The sequence below is a fragment of the Streptomyces actinomycinicus genome (genome assembly GCF_016741775.1).
Classification (GTDB): domain Bacteria; phylum Actinomycetota; class Actinomycetes; order Streptomycetales; family Streptomycetaceae; genus Streptomyces; species Streptomyces actinomycinicus.
Genome location: NZ_JAERRK010000005.1, coordinates 48,392 through 63,946 on the forward strand (window position 1 = coordinate 48,392; position 15,555 = coordinate 63,946).

Consider the following 15,555-nt stretch of genomic DNA (forward strand, 5'->3'; position numbering starts at 1 on the left):
TCACGGGCGCGGGGCGGCGCCCAGGCGGGCCGGCGCGTGCGCCTCGACGAACTCGGCGAGCTGGTCGGCCGTCAGGTCGACCGGCGGGACCACCACCAGCCGGTCCACACCGAGGTCGCGGTAGGACCGGACGACCTCGGGACCGAGGCGGCGGGCCGGCGCCACGGAGATGTGCAGCGGCCTGTCCCGCCCGTGCTCGGCGGCGAGCGCACGCAGCCCGGCCACGTGCTGTGCCGTGGCGCGCAGGCCCATCAGATAGCCGAACCAGGCGTCGCCCCGGGTCACCGCGCGCCGGTGTGCCGCCGTGCTGTGTCCGCCGATCACCACCGGGATGCGCGTCTGGGCGGGGCGCGGGTGGGCGTCGACCGCCTCGAAGCTCGTGTGGGTGCCCCGGAACGCGGGGTTCTTGTCGTACCAGAGGCACTCCATGGCCTCGAGGTACTCCTCCGCCCGCCGCGCCCGGTCGCGTGGATCCACGCCCAGGGCACGCAGTTCAGGCTCCAGATAGCCGACTCCCACCCCGAAGAGCAGCCGGCCCGAGCTGAGGACGTCCACGGAGGCCAGTTGCTTGGCCAGGACCAGCGGGTTGCGCTGGGGCAGCACGATGCAGCCCGCTCCGAGCAGCAACTGCTCGGTGCGGGCCGCCAGATGGGTGAGTGCCACCACCGGGTCCAGCAACGGCGTACCGGGGTCCAAGGGGGACGCCTCGGTGCGCGGGGACGGCAGGACGACATGGTCGCCGACCCAGAGCGAGTCGTAGCCCAGCCGCTCGGCGAGCCGCGCGATCCGCTCGGCCGTCGCCGGGTCCGCCGCGGCGTTCATGTTCATGGAGAAGAGCCCGATGGTGGGTGCCATGGGGGCATGCTACTGGTCGGCGTGATCGATGAACTTCCTTACCAGATCCAGGAATTCGGCGGGCTGGTCCAGGTGGGGATGGTGGCTGGACCCCTCCAGGACGGCGCGTTCGGCGTACGGCAGAGCCTCGTACAGCTCGTCCGCGGCGGCCGGTGTCACTTCGTCGTGGCGTCCCGAGGCGACCAGGACGGGCGTTTGCACCAGATGCAGCCGGTCGCGGATGTCCCACGTGCGCAGGCTGCCCGTCATGCTGAACTCGCTCTCGCCCATCATGGCCCGGCACACCGTCGGATCCTCCCGCATCGCCGCCACCGTGCGCAGCAGGCACTCCGGCACCGGGCGGGCCAGGATGACGTGCCGCCGGTAGAACTCCAGCATCGCCTCCTGGTAGGCGGCCGAGTCCGTGGTGCCGGCCGCCTCGTGCCGCAGGATGACCGCACGCGTCGGCTCGGGCAGGGCGTCGACCAGCCCGCGCACCTCGGATATGTACGTCCGCGAGGCGGCGAAGGCGCCGGTCGTGGTGAGGCTGCGCAGCCCCCGGGGCCGGGTGACCGCGAGTTCGAGACCGAGCATGCCGCCCCAGGAGTGGCCCAGCAGATGGAACGCGTCCTCGATGCCCAGGTGGGCGAGCAGCAGCCGCAGCTCCTCCAGGAACAGCTCCACGGTCCAGAAGCCTGCGGGCGCGTCGGCGCGGTGTCCCGAACGGCCGCCGCCGTACTGGTCGTACAGGACGCAGGGCCGTCCGCCGCCGGCCGGCCCGGACAGCGCCTCGGCGAGCGGCGTCAGGTAGTCGTGCGTGAGGCCGGGACCGCCGTGCAGCAGCACCACGGGGGTCCGTCCGCCCTCCAGGCCGCCGAGGACCCGGTACCAGGTGTGCCGTCCCTCCCAGTGCATCGTGCCGTCGAGCGCGGTCATGGGGCCTCCCGTCGTCGGGCTCCCGCACGGCAGCGGGCGCCCGGACGAGTCTGGGCCGAGGCGCTGACCGGCGGCTGACCGGTGCCTGACGGCCCGGGCTGCGAACAGGCCCGGCAGCGCACGCGCGAGACGGTCAGACAACCGTCAGGGCCCGGTCAGCCCGCCCCCGCAGACTGCTCCTCGACGGACCATCGGACGAACCGCCGGAGGTACACACGGTGAGTGACGACAAGGCTCAGCAGGCCGCGCAGATCGCGGCCGCCATCAGGCAGGTCCTCGGGGACTCGCTCGGGTACCTCTACCCCGCCGCCCTGCGCGTGGCCATCCGCACCGGCATCCCCGACCACCTCGCGGCAGGCCCGCTGACCACCGGGCAACTCGCCGAGGCCACCGGGCTGCACGCCCCCTTCCTCTACCGCGTCCTGCGCTTCCTCGCCACCCGCGGGGTCTTCCGCGAGGACGACACCGGCGCCTTCCACCTCACCCCCGCCGCCCAGGTGCTGCGCTCCGACGTCCCCTACTCCGTCCGTACGACCGCGCTGCTGCTGACCGACGAGATGTACTGGAAGTCGGCGGAACGGCTGGAGGACACGGTCCGCGAGGGCACCACGGCCTTCAACAAGATCTTCGGTGCCCCGCTCTTCGACTACCTCAACACCCATGAGGAGAGCGCCCGGATCTTCCACACGGGCATCGCCGACCTGTCCACGATCGAGCAGGGCCGCGTGGCCGACAGCTACGCGTTCCCCGAGGAGGGGACGGTCGTCGACGTGGGCGGCGGTCCCGGCGGGTTCCTGCGCACCATCCTCACCAAGAACCCCGGTCTGCGCGGGGTTCTCTACGAGCAGGCGCAGGTGCTGGAGCAGCACATCCTGGACGCACCGGAGATCGCGGGCCGATGGGAGACGGCCGAGGGCGACTTCTTCGAGACCACCCCGACCGGTGGCGACCTCTACCTGCTCAAGCGCGTCCTGCACGACTGGTCCGACGAGGACTGCCTGCGCATCCTGCGCGCCTGCCGCAAGGGGATGGACGCCGGCGCGAAGCTCCTCATCGTCGATTGCGTGGTGCCGCGGGGCAACGATCCCGACCCGGGCAAGCTGTACGACATCGCCATGATGACGATCTTCGACGGCATGGAGCGCACCGAGGCGGAGTTCGACAGGCTGCTGACCGCCACGGGATTCAGGCTCGTCAGGATCGTCCCGACGAACGGGCCGGTCTCGATCGTGGAAGCGATGCCGGTCTGACATGACGGACGACAAGGCTCAGCAGGCCGCGCAGATCGCGGCCGCCATCAGGCAGGTCCTCGGGGACTCGCTCGGGTACCTCTACCCCGCCGCCCTGCGCGTGGCCATCCGCGCCCGCATCCCCGACCACCTCGCGGCAGGCCCGCGGACCACCGGGCAACTCGCCGACGCCACCGGGCTGCACGCCCCCTTCCTCTACCGCGTCCTGCGCTTCCTCGCCACCCGCGGGGTCTTCCGCGAGGACGACACCGGCGCCTTCCACCTCACCCCCGCCGCCCAGGTGCTGCGCTCCGACGTCCCCTACTCCGTCCGCACCGCGGCCCTGCTCTTCACCGACGAGATGTACTGGAAGTCGGCGGAACGGCTGGAGGACACGGTCCGCGAGGGCACCACGGTCTTCGACGACATCTTCGGCGTACCCGTCTTCGACCGGGTCGACGGCGACGGCGCACCGGCCGTGCTGTTCTCCGAGGCACTGGACAGTCTGTCCATGACGGAGCAGGCCGCGATCGCCGACAGCTACGCCTTCCCGCCCGCCGGCACCGTGGTGGACCTCGCGGGCGGGACCGGGGGCTTCCTGCGCACGGTGCTGGCCAGGAACCCCAAGCTGCGCGGGGTCCTGTTCGAACGCGCGCCGGTGCTCGCCCGGCACCGGCTGGACGATCCGGCGATCGCGGGCCGCTGGGAGACCCTGGCCGGCGATTTCTACGAGTCGGTGCCCGCCGGCGCCGACGTGTACGTCCTGAAGCGGATCGTGCACGACAAGTCCCGGGCCGACTGCCTGCGCATCCTGCGCAACTGCAGGAAGGCCATGGGCGAGGGCTCCCGGCTGCTGATCGTCGACGCCGTGGTGCCGGACAAGGACGTGCCGCCGGGCATCGTGCTCTCCGACGTCCTGATGCTGACGGTGTTCGAGGGCAAGGAGCGGACCAAGGACGAATTCGCGTCACTTCTCGGAGAGGCGGGACTGAACCTGTTGCGCATCCATCCGACTCCCGCAAGCCTGTCGATCATCGAGGCCGGCACCGGCTGACACCTACTGCGGGAGGCACAGAGATGACCGCCCTGCCCCGGATCGTCGTCGAACAAGGGCATGTGGAGCCCGGGTACGCCCACTACGACGACCTGGACCTGATGGGATTCGTCCACAACTGCCGGTACCCCGTGATGGTGGAGCGGGCACTGACCGGATTCTGGTCGCGCAACGGCTTCACCTACGCCGAGGGCAAGTACAGCCAGCCGGACATCTTCCTGGCCGTGGCCGAGTTCTCCATCCGCTACCGGGCGCCGATCCGCGGCACCGTGCCGTACGCCGTCCACTTCTGGATCAGCAAACTGGCCGAGTCGAGTGTGGTCTACGACTTCCGGGTGCTGTCGGAGGACGGTGGGACGGTGCACGCGGAAGGGCACCGGGTGCACATACGGATCGACACGGAGACGTTCCGGCCCACTCCGTGGACCCCCGCCTTCCACGAGGTGGCCGAGAAGCTGCTCTAGCGGCCGGCACGACGGCGCGACGGCCCCGGGACTCCTCCCGGGGCCGTCGTCGTGTCCGCCCCCGGGCCCGCCCCTGTACTCCGCCCACGTGTCCGTCCTCGTCGTCCGCCCACGTGTCCGTCCTCTTCGTCCGCCCGCGTGCCGGTGCCGGGGGCCACCGGTCTCGCCGTGCTCGTGCGTCGTCAGGCCGCGGTCAGTGCTCCGTCAGCGGAGCCGGACAGACTGACGGGCGACCCGAACGATGGAGGCTGCGATGTCCGAGGAACACCCGACGATCGCCTATCCGGTGGTCCGCACCGACCCCACCCGGCCGCCCGAGGAGTACGCGCGGCTGCGGCGCGAGCAGCCCGTGTGCCCCATCACCCTGGCGACCGGTGACCCCGCGTATCTGGTCACGCGCTACGACGACGTGCGCACCGTCCTCGCGGACCGCCGGTTCAGCCGGGCGCTGATGCTGGAGCCCGACGCCCCCCGTTTCCAGGCCGCCGCCCCTTCCCCGGACGTGATCCTGAACATGGACCCGCCCCGGCACACCCGGGTCCGCAAGTTCGCCTCCCAGGCCTTCACGCCCCGCCGGGTCGACGAGCTGCGCCCCCGGATGGAAGTGATCGTCGGCGAGGTGCTGGACGAGATGGCGGCCGGCCCCCGGCCGGCCGACCTCAACGAGGCCTTCGGCCGGCCGATCCCACTGCGCATCGTCTGCGAGATGCTCGGTGTGCCCCTCGAGGACCAGGAGCAGTTCGTCGGCTGGACCGAGCGGATGATGTCGCTGCGGGACCACCCGCCCGAGGAGGTGCGCCGGGCCTACATGGACATGCGCGCCTACTTCTCGGACCTGGTGGACCGCAAGCGCGCCGATCCCCAGGACGACCTGCTCAGCGCCCTGACCACGCTCACGGACCACGAAGGGCCGCTCACCCAGGCCGAGTTGGTGGGCATGGGCACGGCGCTGCTGGTCGCCGGGCACGACACCAGCATCACCGTCTTCGCCAGTTCGGTGCTGACCCTGCTGCGTCACCCGGAGCAGCTGGCGGAGCTGCGCAAGGACCCCTCCCTGTGGCCGGCGGCGGTCGAGGAGCTGCTGCGTCTGGACAACCCCGGCGGTGTGATCTCACCCCGCCGCGCCTCGACCGACATCCGGCTCGGCGACACCGTCATACCGGCGGGTGCCGCGGTGATGCAGCACATCGGCTCCGCGTGCCGTGACGAGTCGGTGTTCCAGGACCCCGAGCGTTTCGACCTCCACCGGACCGGGTCCACCCAGCTGTTCTTCGGCCACGGTCCGCACTACTGCATCGGGGCGCCCCTGGCCCGGGCCGAGATGGAGATCGGGCTGCGCATGCTCTTCGAGCGTTTCCCCGGTCTCCGGCTCGCGGTCGACCCGCGGTCCCTGAAGTGGCGGGACTTCGCGGCGCTCGGCGGCTACACGGAGTTCCCGGTCACATGGGGATGACCGACGCCGGGCGCCCGTCGTCGTCACCGGCAGGGAAGCGCACGACGGACCGGACCGGTGGCACCGCGGGGCCAGGGAGCACGGACGGGCCCGTGACCCGGGTCCGGGCCCCGTTCGTGGCCGGTCTCGCGCTCGCCTCGCTGGGTCTGTGGACCGCCTTCTACACGCCCGTACAAGTACTGCTGGCCCGGCAGTTGGAGGCGATCGACCCCGGCGGCAAGGAGACGGCCCTCGCCCTCGTCACCGGGGCCGGGGCCCTCGTCGGCCTGGTGGCCACACCACTGGCCGGTGCGCTGTCGGACCGCACCGCCTCCCGGTTCGGCCGCCGCCGCCCCTGGCTGGCGGGCGGCGCGCTGTGTGCCGCCGTGGGTCTCGCGCTGCTGTCGCAGCAGGGGACGGTGGCCGCGGTGGCCGGTGCCTGGTGCCTGGCCCAGCTGGGGCTCGGCGCCGTGCTGGCCGGTCTCGTCGCCGAGATCCCCGATCAGGTCCCGGTGTCCCAGCGCGCCCGGGTCAGCGCCTGGATCGGTGCCGCCCAGCCGGTGTCGGTGCTGCTGGGCACGGTCCTGGTCACCGGCGCGGTGACGGGCACGGCCGCCGGATACGCGGTGCCGGCGCTCGCCGTCGTGACGGGTGCCGCCCTGTTCCTGGCGCTCGTCAAGGACGCCCCGCCGGGGTGCCGGCCGGCGTCGTCCGGCGGCCCGCGGCACGTCCTGCGGGGTGCCTGGGGGTCGTTGCGCCGCCACCCGGACTTCGCGCTGGCCTGGGTCACCCGCTTTCTGATCCAGTCCGGCAACGCGACCGGAACGCTGTACCTGCTGTACTTCCTGCGCGACGAGGTCCACTACGAGCAGCGGTTCCCCGGCCGCAGCGCCGAACAGGGCCTGACGGTGCTGGTGTCGCTGTACGCGCTGGGCATCGTGGGGGCCGCCTTCGCCGGTGCGGCGTACTCCGACCGGCACGGGCGCCGGCGTGCCCCGGTCACCGTGGCCGGCACCGTCATCGCCGCCGCGGCGCTGCTGCTCGCGGTGTGGCCGAGCTGGACGGCTGCCCTCGCCGCGGCTCCTGCGCTGGGGCTCGGCTACGGCGTCTACGTCTCCGTCGACCAGGCCCTGGTCACCGACGTGCTGCCGAGTTCGGGCGACCGGGGCAGGGACCTCGGCGTCATCAACGTCGCCAACGTACTGCCGCACGTGCTGGGCCCGCTCCTGGCGGCGGCCCTGGTGAGCGCCCCGGGCGGCTACCGGTCGCTGTTCACGGTCACCGCCGTCCTGACACTCGCCGGCGCGCTGCTGGTCCGCCGCATCCACGGCGTGCGCTGATCCGCAACCGGGCCCCGGGCAGGTCCGCCGTCTCCGCGACGTGCGCCGAGCCGCGACCGGACCCCGGGCCCGGCGGCTGCGGCGTGCGCTCGGCCGCAATCCCGGTCCCCGGACCCGCGGCCCGTGCCACCTGCCCGGCCACCCGTCCCTGCCACCCGTCCCTGTTCAGTGAACCTCCTCAGCGAAGAAGGACCTGATGACCGACGAGTTGTACATCGCCGGCTGCGCCGCCTGGCTGCCGCCGCCCGTTCCGGCGGCCGACGCGGTGGCATCGGGAGCGTTTCCGGTGGCCGAGGCCCGCAGGACCGACGTGCAGTCGGTCACGGTCGCCGCCGAGGAGGACTCGGCACCGGCGATGGCCGCGCGGGCCGCACGAGCCGCCCTGGGCCGCGCCGGACTCTCCTCCCGCGAGGTGGGACTGCTGCTCCACGCCACGCTGTACGACCAGGGCCACGACCTGTGGGGCACGGCCTCGTACGTCCAGGCGCTGGCACTCGGCACCGGCCAGCCGGCCTGCCCCGCCGTGGAGGTCCGCCAGGTGTCCAACGGCGGAATGGCCTCCATGGAACTCGCCCGCGCGTTCCTGTCCTCGGCCGAGGGGCCCCGCGCGGCCCTGCTCACGGCGGGCGACGTCTTCTGCCCGCCCGCCTTCGACCGGTGGCGCGCCGATCCGGGTACCGTCTACGCCGACGGGGGCGCGGCCCTCGTCCTGGCCCGGGACGGCGGCTTCGCGCGCGTGCGCAGCCTGGTGACCGTCTCCGATCCGGGCCTGGAACGCATGCACCGGGGGGACCACCCGTTCCGGCCGCCCGCCGACGGGCGGGTCCGGACGGTGGACCTCGAGGAGTGCAAGGAGCAGTACCTGGCCCGGCACGGGATGCGGGCCACCGTGGACCGGGCCGCGCGGGGGCAGCGGTCCGCCGTGGACGAGGCGCTGGCCGGCGCCAAGGCCGAACTCTGCGACATCGCCCGGTTCGTACTGCCCCACCTCGGCCGCCGCAGGCTCGAGTCGGCCTACTTCCGGCCGTTCGGGATCGCCCCGGAGCGCACGACCTGGCCATGGAGCCGGACCGTGGGGCACCTCGGGGCGGGTGACCAGTTCGCGGGCCTGGCCCGGCTGGTCGAGCGACGCGAGGTGCTGCCCGGCGACCTGGTCCTGCTGCTCGGCGTCGGGGCGGGGTTCACCTGGTCCGGCGCCGTGGTGGAGATCCTCGAACTCCCGGACTGGCAGGTATGAGCCACACCGCCCAACCCGGCGGCCCCGTGCCCCAGCCGTGCCAGAGGCTTGAGGGCAGCTCCACCTCGCTGCCGAGCCGGATGAGATCAGCGCTACGAGGAGGCGGGCGACCTACGCCGGCCCGCACCTTCGGACCCTTGGCTGGACCAGCCGATCCTGCCCTCAGCCAGGCCAGGCGACGGGTCCCGAGCACTGTTCCAGGCCGCCGGTGGTCGCATCGTCGTCGGCCTCGTCGAATGCGTGCCCTTCACCACAATTTACCCATTTATGGGCCAGGCCTGCCTATAAGTGGATAGGAAGCTGATTGCACCCCCTCGGCGATCAGTGCAGGAATGCAAAGCCAAGTGGGATGGAGAAGCGCTTGATCACGCTGTGTAAACGACGCACCGGGCTCGTGGCTACGGCCGGCGTACTCGGCGGCGTGCTCGCAGTCACAGCCCTCGGCGGTACGAGCAACGCCGCCCCCAGCGACGATGACGCCGGGAACCGTCCGAAACCCCAGGCGCAGGCACAGGAGGCGGCGCCCGCCCCGGAAGCCTCCGATGCCCGGATGGAGATCACGCCCGGGCCTGGTTCCCACAACATCGGGACCAACGGACCGGTGGGTGTCACCGTCCGCAACGGCAAGCTCACCAAGGTGACCATGACCGCCGTCGCGACCGGTGCCGAGATCCCGGGCACGCTGTCCGCGGACGGCACCTCCTGGAAGGCGAACGGCCGGCTGGAGCGTGCCACCAAGTACCAGATCGCCGCAGAGGCCGAGGACGCCGAGGGCCGCTCCGCCACCGCCAACGCCACGATCACCACCGTCTCCCCGGCCAACGACTTCATCGGGCACCTCTCCCCCGAGGACGGCTCGACCGTCGGCGTGGGCATGCCGGTGACGGTCAGCTTCGACAAGGCGATCGGCGACAAGGCCGCCGTGCAGTCGGAGATCCAGGTCAGCTCCAGCAGCGGCCAGCAGGTCGTCGGCCACTGGTTCAACGACCACCGGCTGGACTTCCGCCCCGAGAGCTACTGGAAGCCCGGCTCCACCGTCACCGTCACGCTCACCCGCAACGGCATCCGGAAGACGGTCACGTTCAAGATCGGCCGGAGCCAGATCAGCACCGTCGACACGAAGACGAAGCAGATGACCGTCGTCCGGGACGGCAAGACGATCAAGACCATCCCTGTCTCGTCGGGCAGCCCCGAGCACCCGACGTACAACGGGCAGATGGTGATCTCCGAGAAGTTCCGGCAGGTCCACATGAACGGTGCGAGCGTCGGCCTCACGGAGAAGGACGGCAAGCCCTCGTACGACATCAAGGCCGTGCCGCACGCCATGCGCCTGACCGATTCGGGCACGTTCATCCACGGCAACTACTGGGGAAACTCCGTCTTCGGCAAGGTCAACACCAGTCACGGCTGTGTGGGCCTGAAGGATGTCAGGGGCGGCGGCGACGGCAGGCAGCCCGCCGCGTGGTTCTTCGACAACTCGATGACCGGTGACGTCGTGATCGTCAAGAACTCCGAGGACAAGACCACGTTGGCCCCGGGCAACGGCCTCAGCGACTGGAACATGCCGTGGAGCGAGTGGGTCGCGGGTAGCCCGACCACCTGACACCACGCCACTGCGCCGGCCCCGAAGACCGCAGCCGGGCCGGTTCGCTCTGTTCGGATGCCCTGCCGGCCGGGCCGTCCGCGGCGCGACCGTGCAGCGGGCCACGGCTGCCGCGTCAACCGTCACCCTGCTCGATGTCCAGATGGACCGGACCCCGGAGAACGGGGCTGCGCCGGTACGGCGGCGGGTCGGCGACCAGCCTGGGGCGTTCGAGCCGGCGTACCAGCTCGGTCAGTGCGATCTGGGTCTCCCGCCGGGCCAACGGGCCGCCGAAGCACAGGTGGATGCCGCTGCCGAACCCCAGGTGCTGGTTGTCACGCCGGTCCGGGTCGAAACGGTCCGGATCGGGGAAGCGCTTCGGATCGCGGCTGCCCGAGGCCAGCATGAGCATGATCTGCGAGCCCTTGGGGATGACGGTGCCGGCGACGGTGATGTCGCTGTACGCAGCCCGCCAGGGAATGATGTGCACGGCGGGCTCGTACCGCAGCAGTTCCTCGACCAGCGGCACGACGAGGTCCGGTTCGCCGCGCAGTCGCCGGAGCACCTGCGGGTGGCGCAGCAGCGTCAGCATGCCGTTGGCGATGAGGTTGACGACGGTCTCATTGCCGGCGATGAGCAGCAGTTTGGCTGTGGCGACGATCTCGTCGTCCGTCATCCGGCCGTCGGGCCCGTCATCGTTGGCCAGCCTGGCCAGCAGACCGTCGTCCGGCCGGCTGCGGCGCTGTTCCACCAGCCCGCCGAGGCACTGGCGCAGGTCCTTGCGGGCCTGGACGCCCTTGTCCAGTTTCTCCTTCGGATCGGACTTGGGGTCGTAGTCGATCGAGTTCATGATGTCGTTCACCCAGCGGTGGAACCTCGGCTCGTCCTCGCGTGGCACGCCGAGCAGGTGACAGATCACGGTCACCGGGAACGGGGAGGCGAAGTCGTCGACGACGTCGATCCGCGCCTTGCCCGCGACATCGTCGATCAGGCTGCCGACGGTGGCGGTCAGGTCGCTCTCCATGCCGGTCACCAGCCCCGGTCTGTGCGGGGGGCCGAAGTGACGCATCGCCATACGCCGCAGGCGATCGTGCTCGGGCGGGTCCATCTTGATGAACGCCGGCTTGACCCCTTCCTCGAGCGCGGGCATCGGACGCGACAGACTGCGCATGTCGCAGCTGAGATGCGGGTCGTTCAACGTGTCCGTGATCTCACGGTAGGTACTGATGACGTAGCTGCCGTCCTCCTGCCGGGCCACCGGCGTCTCGCGCAACTCGGCATACAGCGGGTACGGGTCGGCCCGGGCGGAGTAGTCGAAGATCCGTTGCAGCGTGCCGGGCCTCCCGGTCGTGGCCGACCGGCCTTCCTCCTGCCGGTGCCGGCGCACGGCCGTGACGCGGCGCTCCCCCGGCTCATGGCCCGAGACGACCACGGTGGCGCCCTGAGCGGACAGGCTGGGGCCCGGGAAGCCGACGGGCACCGGTTTCATGCCGGCCGGCTGGTCCGGCGTGGGGCAGGGGGGCGGGAAGGGTGCGGCCGTCTCGATCAGACGTCGGTAGTAACCCAGCCAGTGGGCGTTGTCGAAGCTCACGGCAGCCGTGACGCGGCCTCGATAGCCGTATGCGGTGACAAACCGGTGGTCGTCCAGCGATCCCTGGACAACGACCAACTGGTCGGCGAAGTTCGGCACGCCGACGGACTTGATGTTGACGCCGAACTGGATCGACCAGAACAGCGGGATGGACAGGTGGGACCGGTGGTCCGCCTGGGCGCTGACCATGTTGTGTGCCGCGACCTCGGCCTGCTCCACGGCGTTGGCCCAGTGCTCCAGGGAGATGAGGCGGTGTTCGTAGAGGGGGTTCGGGCAACGCGCCACGTCTCCCGCGGCGAAGACGTCGTCGGTGACGCGGCCGTTGTTGTCGAGGGCGCGGCAGCCCGTGTCGCAGGTGATTCCCCACACGTCCGCCGACAGGCCCGAATCCCGCAGCCACTCGGTGTTGCGGATGGACCCGAGTGCCACCACCGCCACGTCGGCGTCGACCGTACTGCCGTCGTCGAAGTGAGCACGGCGAAACCGTCCCTGCGCGTCGCCCTCAAGCCGGGTCACCTTGACACCGCAACGCAGGTCGACGCCGTGAGCGCGCTGCAGATCCGCCACGACCTCACCGATCACGGCACCGAGCGCCCCGGCCAGCGGGGCCGCCCCGAGTTCGGCGACGGTCACCGGGATGTCCCGCTCCCGGCAGACGGAGGCGATCTCGGAGCCGGTGAATCCCGCACCGATGACCAGGACGCGGGACGGCCCGGCGGCGAGGGCTCGCTGCAGGCTCTCGGCATGCTCGCGCGTACGCACGACGAACACGCCGTCCAGAGCCGCCTCGGACTCGACGAACCACGGCCGGGCCCGTACCCCGGTGGCGATCAGCACCCGGTCGAAGGGAACCGCACGTCCGTCGGCGAGTCGCACGTGCTTCGCCGTGAGGTCCAGACCACTGGCGGGCACGCCCAGCAGCCACTCCGCACCGATGCCACGCCGGCGGGGCAAAGCGGTGCTTCCGGCCGGCACCCACCCGGCCAGTACCTGCTTGGACAGGGGAGGCCGGTCGTAGGGCTCGCCCGGCTCGTCGCCGATCATGGTCAGTGATCCGGTGAAGCCCTCGTCGCGCAGCGCCTCCGCCGCCCGCAGTCCCGCCAGTGACGCCCCGACGACCACGATGCGGCCAGCACGCCTGAACGCCTGCAGATCGTCGGCACCGGTCATGACGGCGCCGTCTCCGCCGGTGCGTGCCGCGTCGCCGACCGGCCGACCGGGATCGCCTGCACCGGGCGGGCCGCCGCGGCGCGCGGCACCTGGGCGCGCCGGGCGTCATCGGGGTTCGGGTCGTACATGAGCCCTTCCTCCCCCGCATCCGGAACGCCTCGGGAGCGAGGAACGCGCACTGCGCATACCCCTTCGCATCGGAAGCGAAGTGCGAAGGCGCTGCCCACCCTGCGAAGTGCGAAGGAGTCCACCGCGTTCGTCGGGTCTCCATAGAAAAGAATTGATCATCGCGGCTAAGGCGATCGGAGCCTGATCAGGTACATATCCCTGGATGCGGCTGCATTTGGGTTACGTGAGCGGCACTCTTCCGGATCGCCGTTTCGAACGGACCCTGTGGCACGGTATGCCGGAATACCGTCAGAGAGTCAGCGTATCAGCGGCATCAATACCGGCGAGGCCGGCGTTGGAGGGCGCGATCCAGTCTGGACGACGATCAGGGGTGAGACAGGGCATGGCGGGCAACACCTGCCTCGGTGTGGCTCTCGGTCCCGCGCGCGCAGCAGCTGATCAAATAAGGCATGGCATCGTCCTGGACTGGCAATCGGGTACGGCTACGCGCAATCGAGCCCGACGACTGGACAGCGTTCATGCACCTCGCCGACGATGACGGGCGGCGAGGCAGCCGGCTGGATCTGCCTCGGTCCGCCGAGAGCTACCGTGCCTGGGCGAGGGAGCAAGCCGTTGCCGAGTGCCATGACGAGCGCTTCCGGTTGGCAGTCGAGGCGACGGCCACAGGAGAGCTGGTGGGCACGGTCGGCTCGCACCGCACCGGCCCTCGTTCAGGTTGGTTCGAGTGTGACGTCACGATCGGCGCCGACCACCGGCGCAAGGGCTACGCGGCAGAAGCCGTGGTGCTGCTGCTGCGTTTCATGTTCGCCGAGCGGCGCTATCACAAATGCCTGGCAGCGGTCTTCGCCCACAACGAGGCATCTCTGGCGCTGTTCCGTCGGCTCGGCTTCACCGAGGAGGGGCGTTTACGGGAACACGTCTTCTTCGCCGGCCGGCACCACGACCTCGTCTTGATGGGCATGCTCAGCCAGGAATTCGATCAGCGGCACACGGTGAGCCGACCATGAGCTGGTCATCCGGGCGTGTACGGAACGGCACTCGAACTCCGTCGACGTTCGCTGTTCGCCGGCGGAGGCGTCCTGTCACCGAAAGCAGGACTGCCCTCAGCCACGCGGGGTGGCGCGCAGGCGCAAGCCGACGGTTGCGAGACCTTCCAGGGTGGTGACCTGGTAGCTGGGTTCCGGTCCTGGCGGCTCACTCAGGTGGTGGCAGCGGGCGGTCTGCGCGGTCAGGAGCGTCAGCATCGCCATGGCCAGAGCGGCTCCCTCGCAGCCGTGCGGCCCGGTACCGAAGGAGAGGAACACCCCGGGCTTCGCCGGCGAGCCCGGTTCATCGAGCCAGCGTTCGGGCTGGAACCGGTCCGGCTCGGGATACTCCCGTGCGTCACGGTGGGCGGTGTAGGGGCAGACGAGAACGGTGGACCCGGCGTCGATGGTGTAGTCGCCGAGCTGAGTCTGCCGCGGGGCCCGCCGGGTCAGTAGCCAGCTGGGGGGATACAGCCGGAGCACCTCACTCACCAGTGCCTGGGTGTATTGCAGGCTGCCGAGGTGGGTGCTGGTCGTCGCGGCCGGGTCCGCGGGCAGCACGGCGGCTTCCGCCGCGACACGGCCCGCTGCCTCGGGGTGCCGGGCCAGATGGAGCAAGATCCATCCGGCTGCCCGGGAAGGAGTCTCGAAGGTGGCGACGGTGATCCCGGGGAGAGTGTCGAGGACGGCTTCTTCCGGCAGCAGGCCGTAGTGGGGGGAGGGCCGGAGCATCTGTCCCAGCATGTCGTCACCGAGCCGGCCCGATGAACGACGCCGGCGGACGATGGGCCGCAGAGCGTCGGTGAAGGCGACTTGCTGCCGTGTGCGGAACCGCCGGGCCGGTGTGGGGATCCAGCGCGGCCATACCCAGCGTGCGGGGCGTACGAGCACCTCCCGGGCCAGGAAGAGCTGTGCGGCATGAGGCAGCAGGGTGGGCGCGTCCTCGGAGAAGAGATAGCTCACGCCGATCTCTGCCAGGGCGTGCCGGACCCGGGGCAGGATCTCGACGTCCTGCCCCGTGGGCCACTGGTCGGCAAATCGAGCGGTCCGGGGCGCGATCTCACCGATCCGAGCCGCAACCGCCTGCGCACGTAGTCCGCGCATGCGGGCGGCGTGAGCGTGCGCACGCTCCTCGGGAGTCGGTGTTCCGCCCGACCGCTTCAACGGCGGGAAGAGAGGCGAGGGCGCCTTGGGGAAGTCCTGGGCGCGGCGCAGGACCGCTTCACACGGCCCGGCCGCAGCGGCCACGTAGACACCCGGCTCCAGCTGCCAGACGTCCCCGCACTCCTCAGCACCACGGCGCGCCATCGCCAGCCGGTCGCGGCTCCAGGCCGCGAAGCTGCCTTCGGGCAACCGCGGCGGCTCATTCCTTCGGCCCATGAGATCGTCCCTGGCGCTCGTGCCTGTCCAGGCCGATGTCGTCGGCAGCGTGGCTCGGAACTGGCGGGCGCCCAGGGGCGCCCGCCGGCAGCGCGGTCAGTCCTGCTAGTCGCCTGCGTAGGCATCCCACTCGTGGGAGCCGTACGCACCGT

Annotated in this window: 13 protein-coding genes and 1 pseudogene; 8 read left to right on the forward strand and 6 right to left on the reverse strand. The window is 71.1% G+C overall.

Translation table 11 applies throughout. From position 1 onward, the window contains the following. Together JK359_RS12010 and JK359_RS12015 are read right to left on the reverse strand one after the other, a co-directional pair. Complete coding sequence (locus JK359_RS12010) at positions 1-855, reverse strand: TIGR03619 family F420-dependent LLM class oxidoreductase (protein WP_201834854.1); 855 nt, start codon at positions 853-855, stop codon at positions 1-3. Positions 856-864: 9 nt separating this feature from the next. Further along, the gene (locus JK359_RS12015; protein WP_201834856.1) at positions 865-1,770 is read right to left on the reverse strand and encodes a proline iminopeptidase-family hydrolase; all 906 of its coding nucleotides are present in this window, start codon (positions 1,768-1,770) and stop codon (positions 865-867) included. A 218-nt stretch (positions 1,771-1,988) separates the two neighbouring features. Between JK359_RS12015 and JK359_RS12020 the strand changes: the two genes are divergently transcribed. The 7 genes from JK359_RS12020 to JK359_RS12050 all read left to right on the forward strand — a co-directional run bounded on the left by JK359_RS12020 (position 1,989) and on the right by JK359_RS12050 (position 10,129). After that, positions 1,989-3,020 (forward strand): methyltransferase, encoded by a 1,032-nt coding sequence (locus JK359_RS12020; RefSeq protein WP_201834858.1) that lies wholly within the window; start codon positions 1,989-1,991, stop codon positions 3,018-3,020. A 1-nt stretch (position 3,021) separates the two neighbouring features. Continuing rightward, a complete protein-coding gene (locus tag JK359_RS12025; protein ID WP_201834860.1) occupies positions 3,022-4,053 on the forward strand; it encodes a methyltransferase in 1,032 nt (343 codons plus the stop codon). Between the two features lie 23 nt (positions 4,054-4,076). Further along, entirely contained in the window at positions 4,077-4,517 is a 441-nt protein-coding gene (locus JK359_RS12030) for an acyl-CoA thioesterase (RefSeq protein WP_201834862.1), read from the forward strand. A 253-nt stretch (positions 4,518-4,770) separates the two neighbouring features. Further along, on the forward strand, positions 4,771-5,970 hold the full coding sequence (locus JK359_RS12035) for a cytochrome P450 (protein WP_201834864.1): 1,200 nt from the start codon (positions 4,771-4,773) through the stop codon (positions 5,968-5,970). A 92-nt stretch (positions 5,971-6,062) separates the two neighbouring features. Continuing rightward, entirely contained in the window at positions 6,063-7,289 is a 1,227-nt protein-coding gene (locus JK359_RS12040) for an MFS transporter (RefSeq protein WP_307788076.1), read from the forward strand. A gap of 196 nt (positions 7,290-7,485) precedes the next feature. Then, on the forward strand, positions 7,486-8,526 hold the full coding sequence (locus tag JK359_RS12045) for a ketoacyl-ACP synthase III family protein (RefSeq protein WP_201834866.1): 1,041 nt from the start codon (positions 7,486-7,488) through the stop codon (positions 8,524-8,526). Positions 8,527-8,875: 349 nt separating this feature from the next. Continuing rightward, positions 8,876-10,129, forward strand: coding sequence for a L,D-transpeptidase (locus JK359_RS12050; protein ID WP_201834868.1), 1,254 nt, complete (start codon positions 8,876-8,878; stop codon positions 10,127-10,129). Between the two features lie 115 nt (positions 10,130-10,244). Here the strand turns inward: JK359_RS12050 and JK359_RS38965 are convergent, their stop codons facing one another. From JK359_RS38965 to JK359_RS12060, 3 genes and pseudogenes are all read right to left on the reverse strand, one after another. Then, entirely contained in the window at positions 10,245-11,279 is a 1,035-nt protein-coding gene (locus JK359_RS38965; protein ID WP_307788095.1) for a cytochrome P450, read from the reverse strand. Between the two features lie 219 nt (positions 11,280-11,498). Then, a pseudogene (locus JK359_RS12055) lies at positions 11,499-12,869 on the reverse strand (NAD(P)/FAD-dependent oxidoreductase); the annotation flags it as partial. Then, positions 12,866-12,997 carry a ferredoxin reductase gene (locus JK359_RS12060; RefSeq protein ID WP_201834870.1) on the reverse strand — a complete coding sequence of 44 codons (132 nt, stop codon included), beginning with the start codon at positions 12,995-12,997 and terminating at the stop codon, positions 12,866-12,868. The gene JK359_RS12060 and the pseudogene JK359_RS12055, both read right to left, overlap by 4 nt. A 450-nt stretch (positions 12,998-13,447) precedes the next feature. Here JK359_RS12060 and JK359_RS12065 point away from each other — a divergent pair, with 450 nt between their 5' ends. Next, positions 13,448-14,005, forward strand: coding sequence for a GNAT family N-acetyltransferase (locus JK359_RS12065; protein ID WP_201834872.1), 558 nt, complete (start codon positions 13,448-13,450; stop codon positions 14,003-14,005). A gap of 96 nt (positions 14,006-14,101) precedes the next feature. Here the strand turns inward: JK359_RS12065 and JK359_RS12070 are convergent, their stop codons facing one another. Further along, a complete protein-coding gene (locus JK359_RS12070) occupies positions 14,102-15,376 on the reverse strand; it encodes a cytochrome P450 (protein WP_236677723.1) in 1,275 nt (424 codons plus the stop codon). Positions 15,377-15,555 lie beyond the last annotated feature (179 nt).

Bases quoted from the DNA above. Each gene is read 5' to 3' on its own strand.
- JK359_RS12045 (WP_201834866.1), top strand. From the start codon at position 7,486: ATGACCGACGAGTTGTACATCGCCGGCTGCGCCGCCTGGCTGCCGCCG.
- JK359_RS12015 (WP_201834856.1), bottom strand. From the start codon at position 1,770: ATGACCGCGCTCGACGGCACGATGCACTGGGAGGGACGGCACACCTGG.
- JK359_RS38965 (WP_307788095.1), bottom strand. From the start codon at position 11,279: ATGCGCAGTCTGTCGCGTCCGATGCCCGCGCTCGAGGAAGGGGTCAAG.
- JK359_RS12035 (WP_201834864.1), top strand. From the start codon at position 4,771: ATGTCCGAGGAACACCCGACGATCGCCTATCCGGTGGTCCGCACCGAC.
- JK359_RS12025 (WP_201834860.1), top strand. From the start codon at position 3,022: ATGACGGACGACAAGGCTCAGCAGGCCGCGCAGATCGCGGCCGCCATC.
- JK359_RS12050 (WP_201834868.1), top strand. From the start codon at position 8,876: ATGGAGAAGCGCTTGATCACGCTGTGTAAACGACGCACCGGGCTCGTG.
- JK359_RS12060 (WP_201834870.1), bottom strand. From the start codon at position 12,997: ATGTACGACCCGAACCCCGATGACGCCCGGCGCGCCCAGGTGCCGCGC.
- JK359_RS12010 (WP_201834854.1), bottom strand. From the start codon at position 855: ATGGCACCCACCATCGGGCTCTTCTCCATGAACATGAACGCCGCGGCG.
- JK359_RS12065 (WP_201834872.1), top strand. From the start codon at position 13,448: ATGGCATCGTCCTGGACTGGCAATCGGGTACGGCTACGCGCAATCGAG.
- JK359_RS12030 (WP_201834862.1), top strand. From the start codon at position 4,077: ATGACCGCCCTGCCCCGGATCGTCGTCGAACAAGGGCATGTGGAGCCC.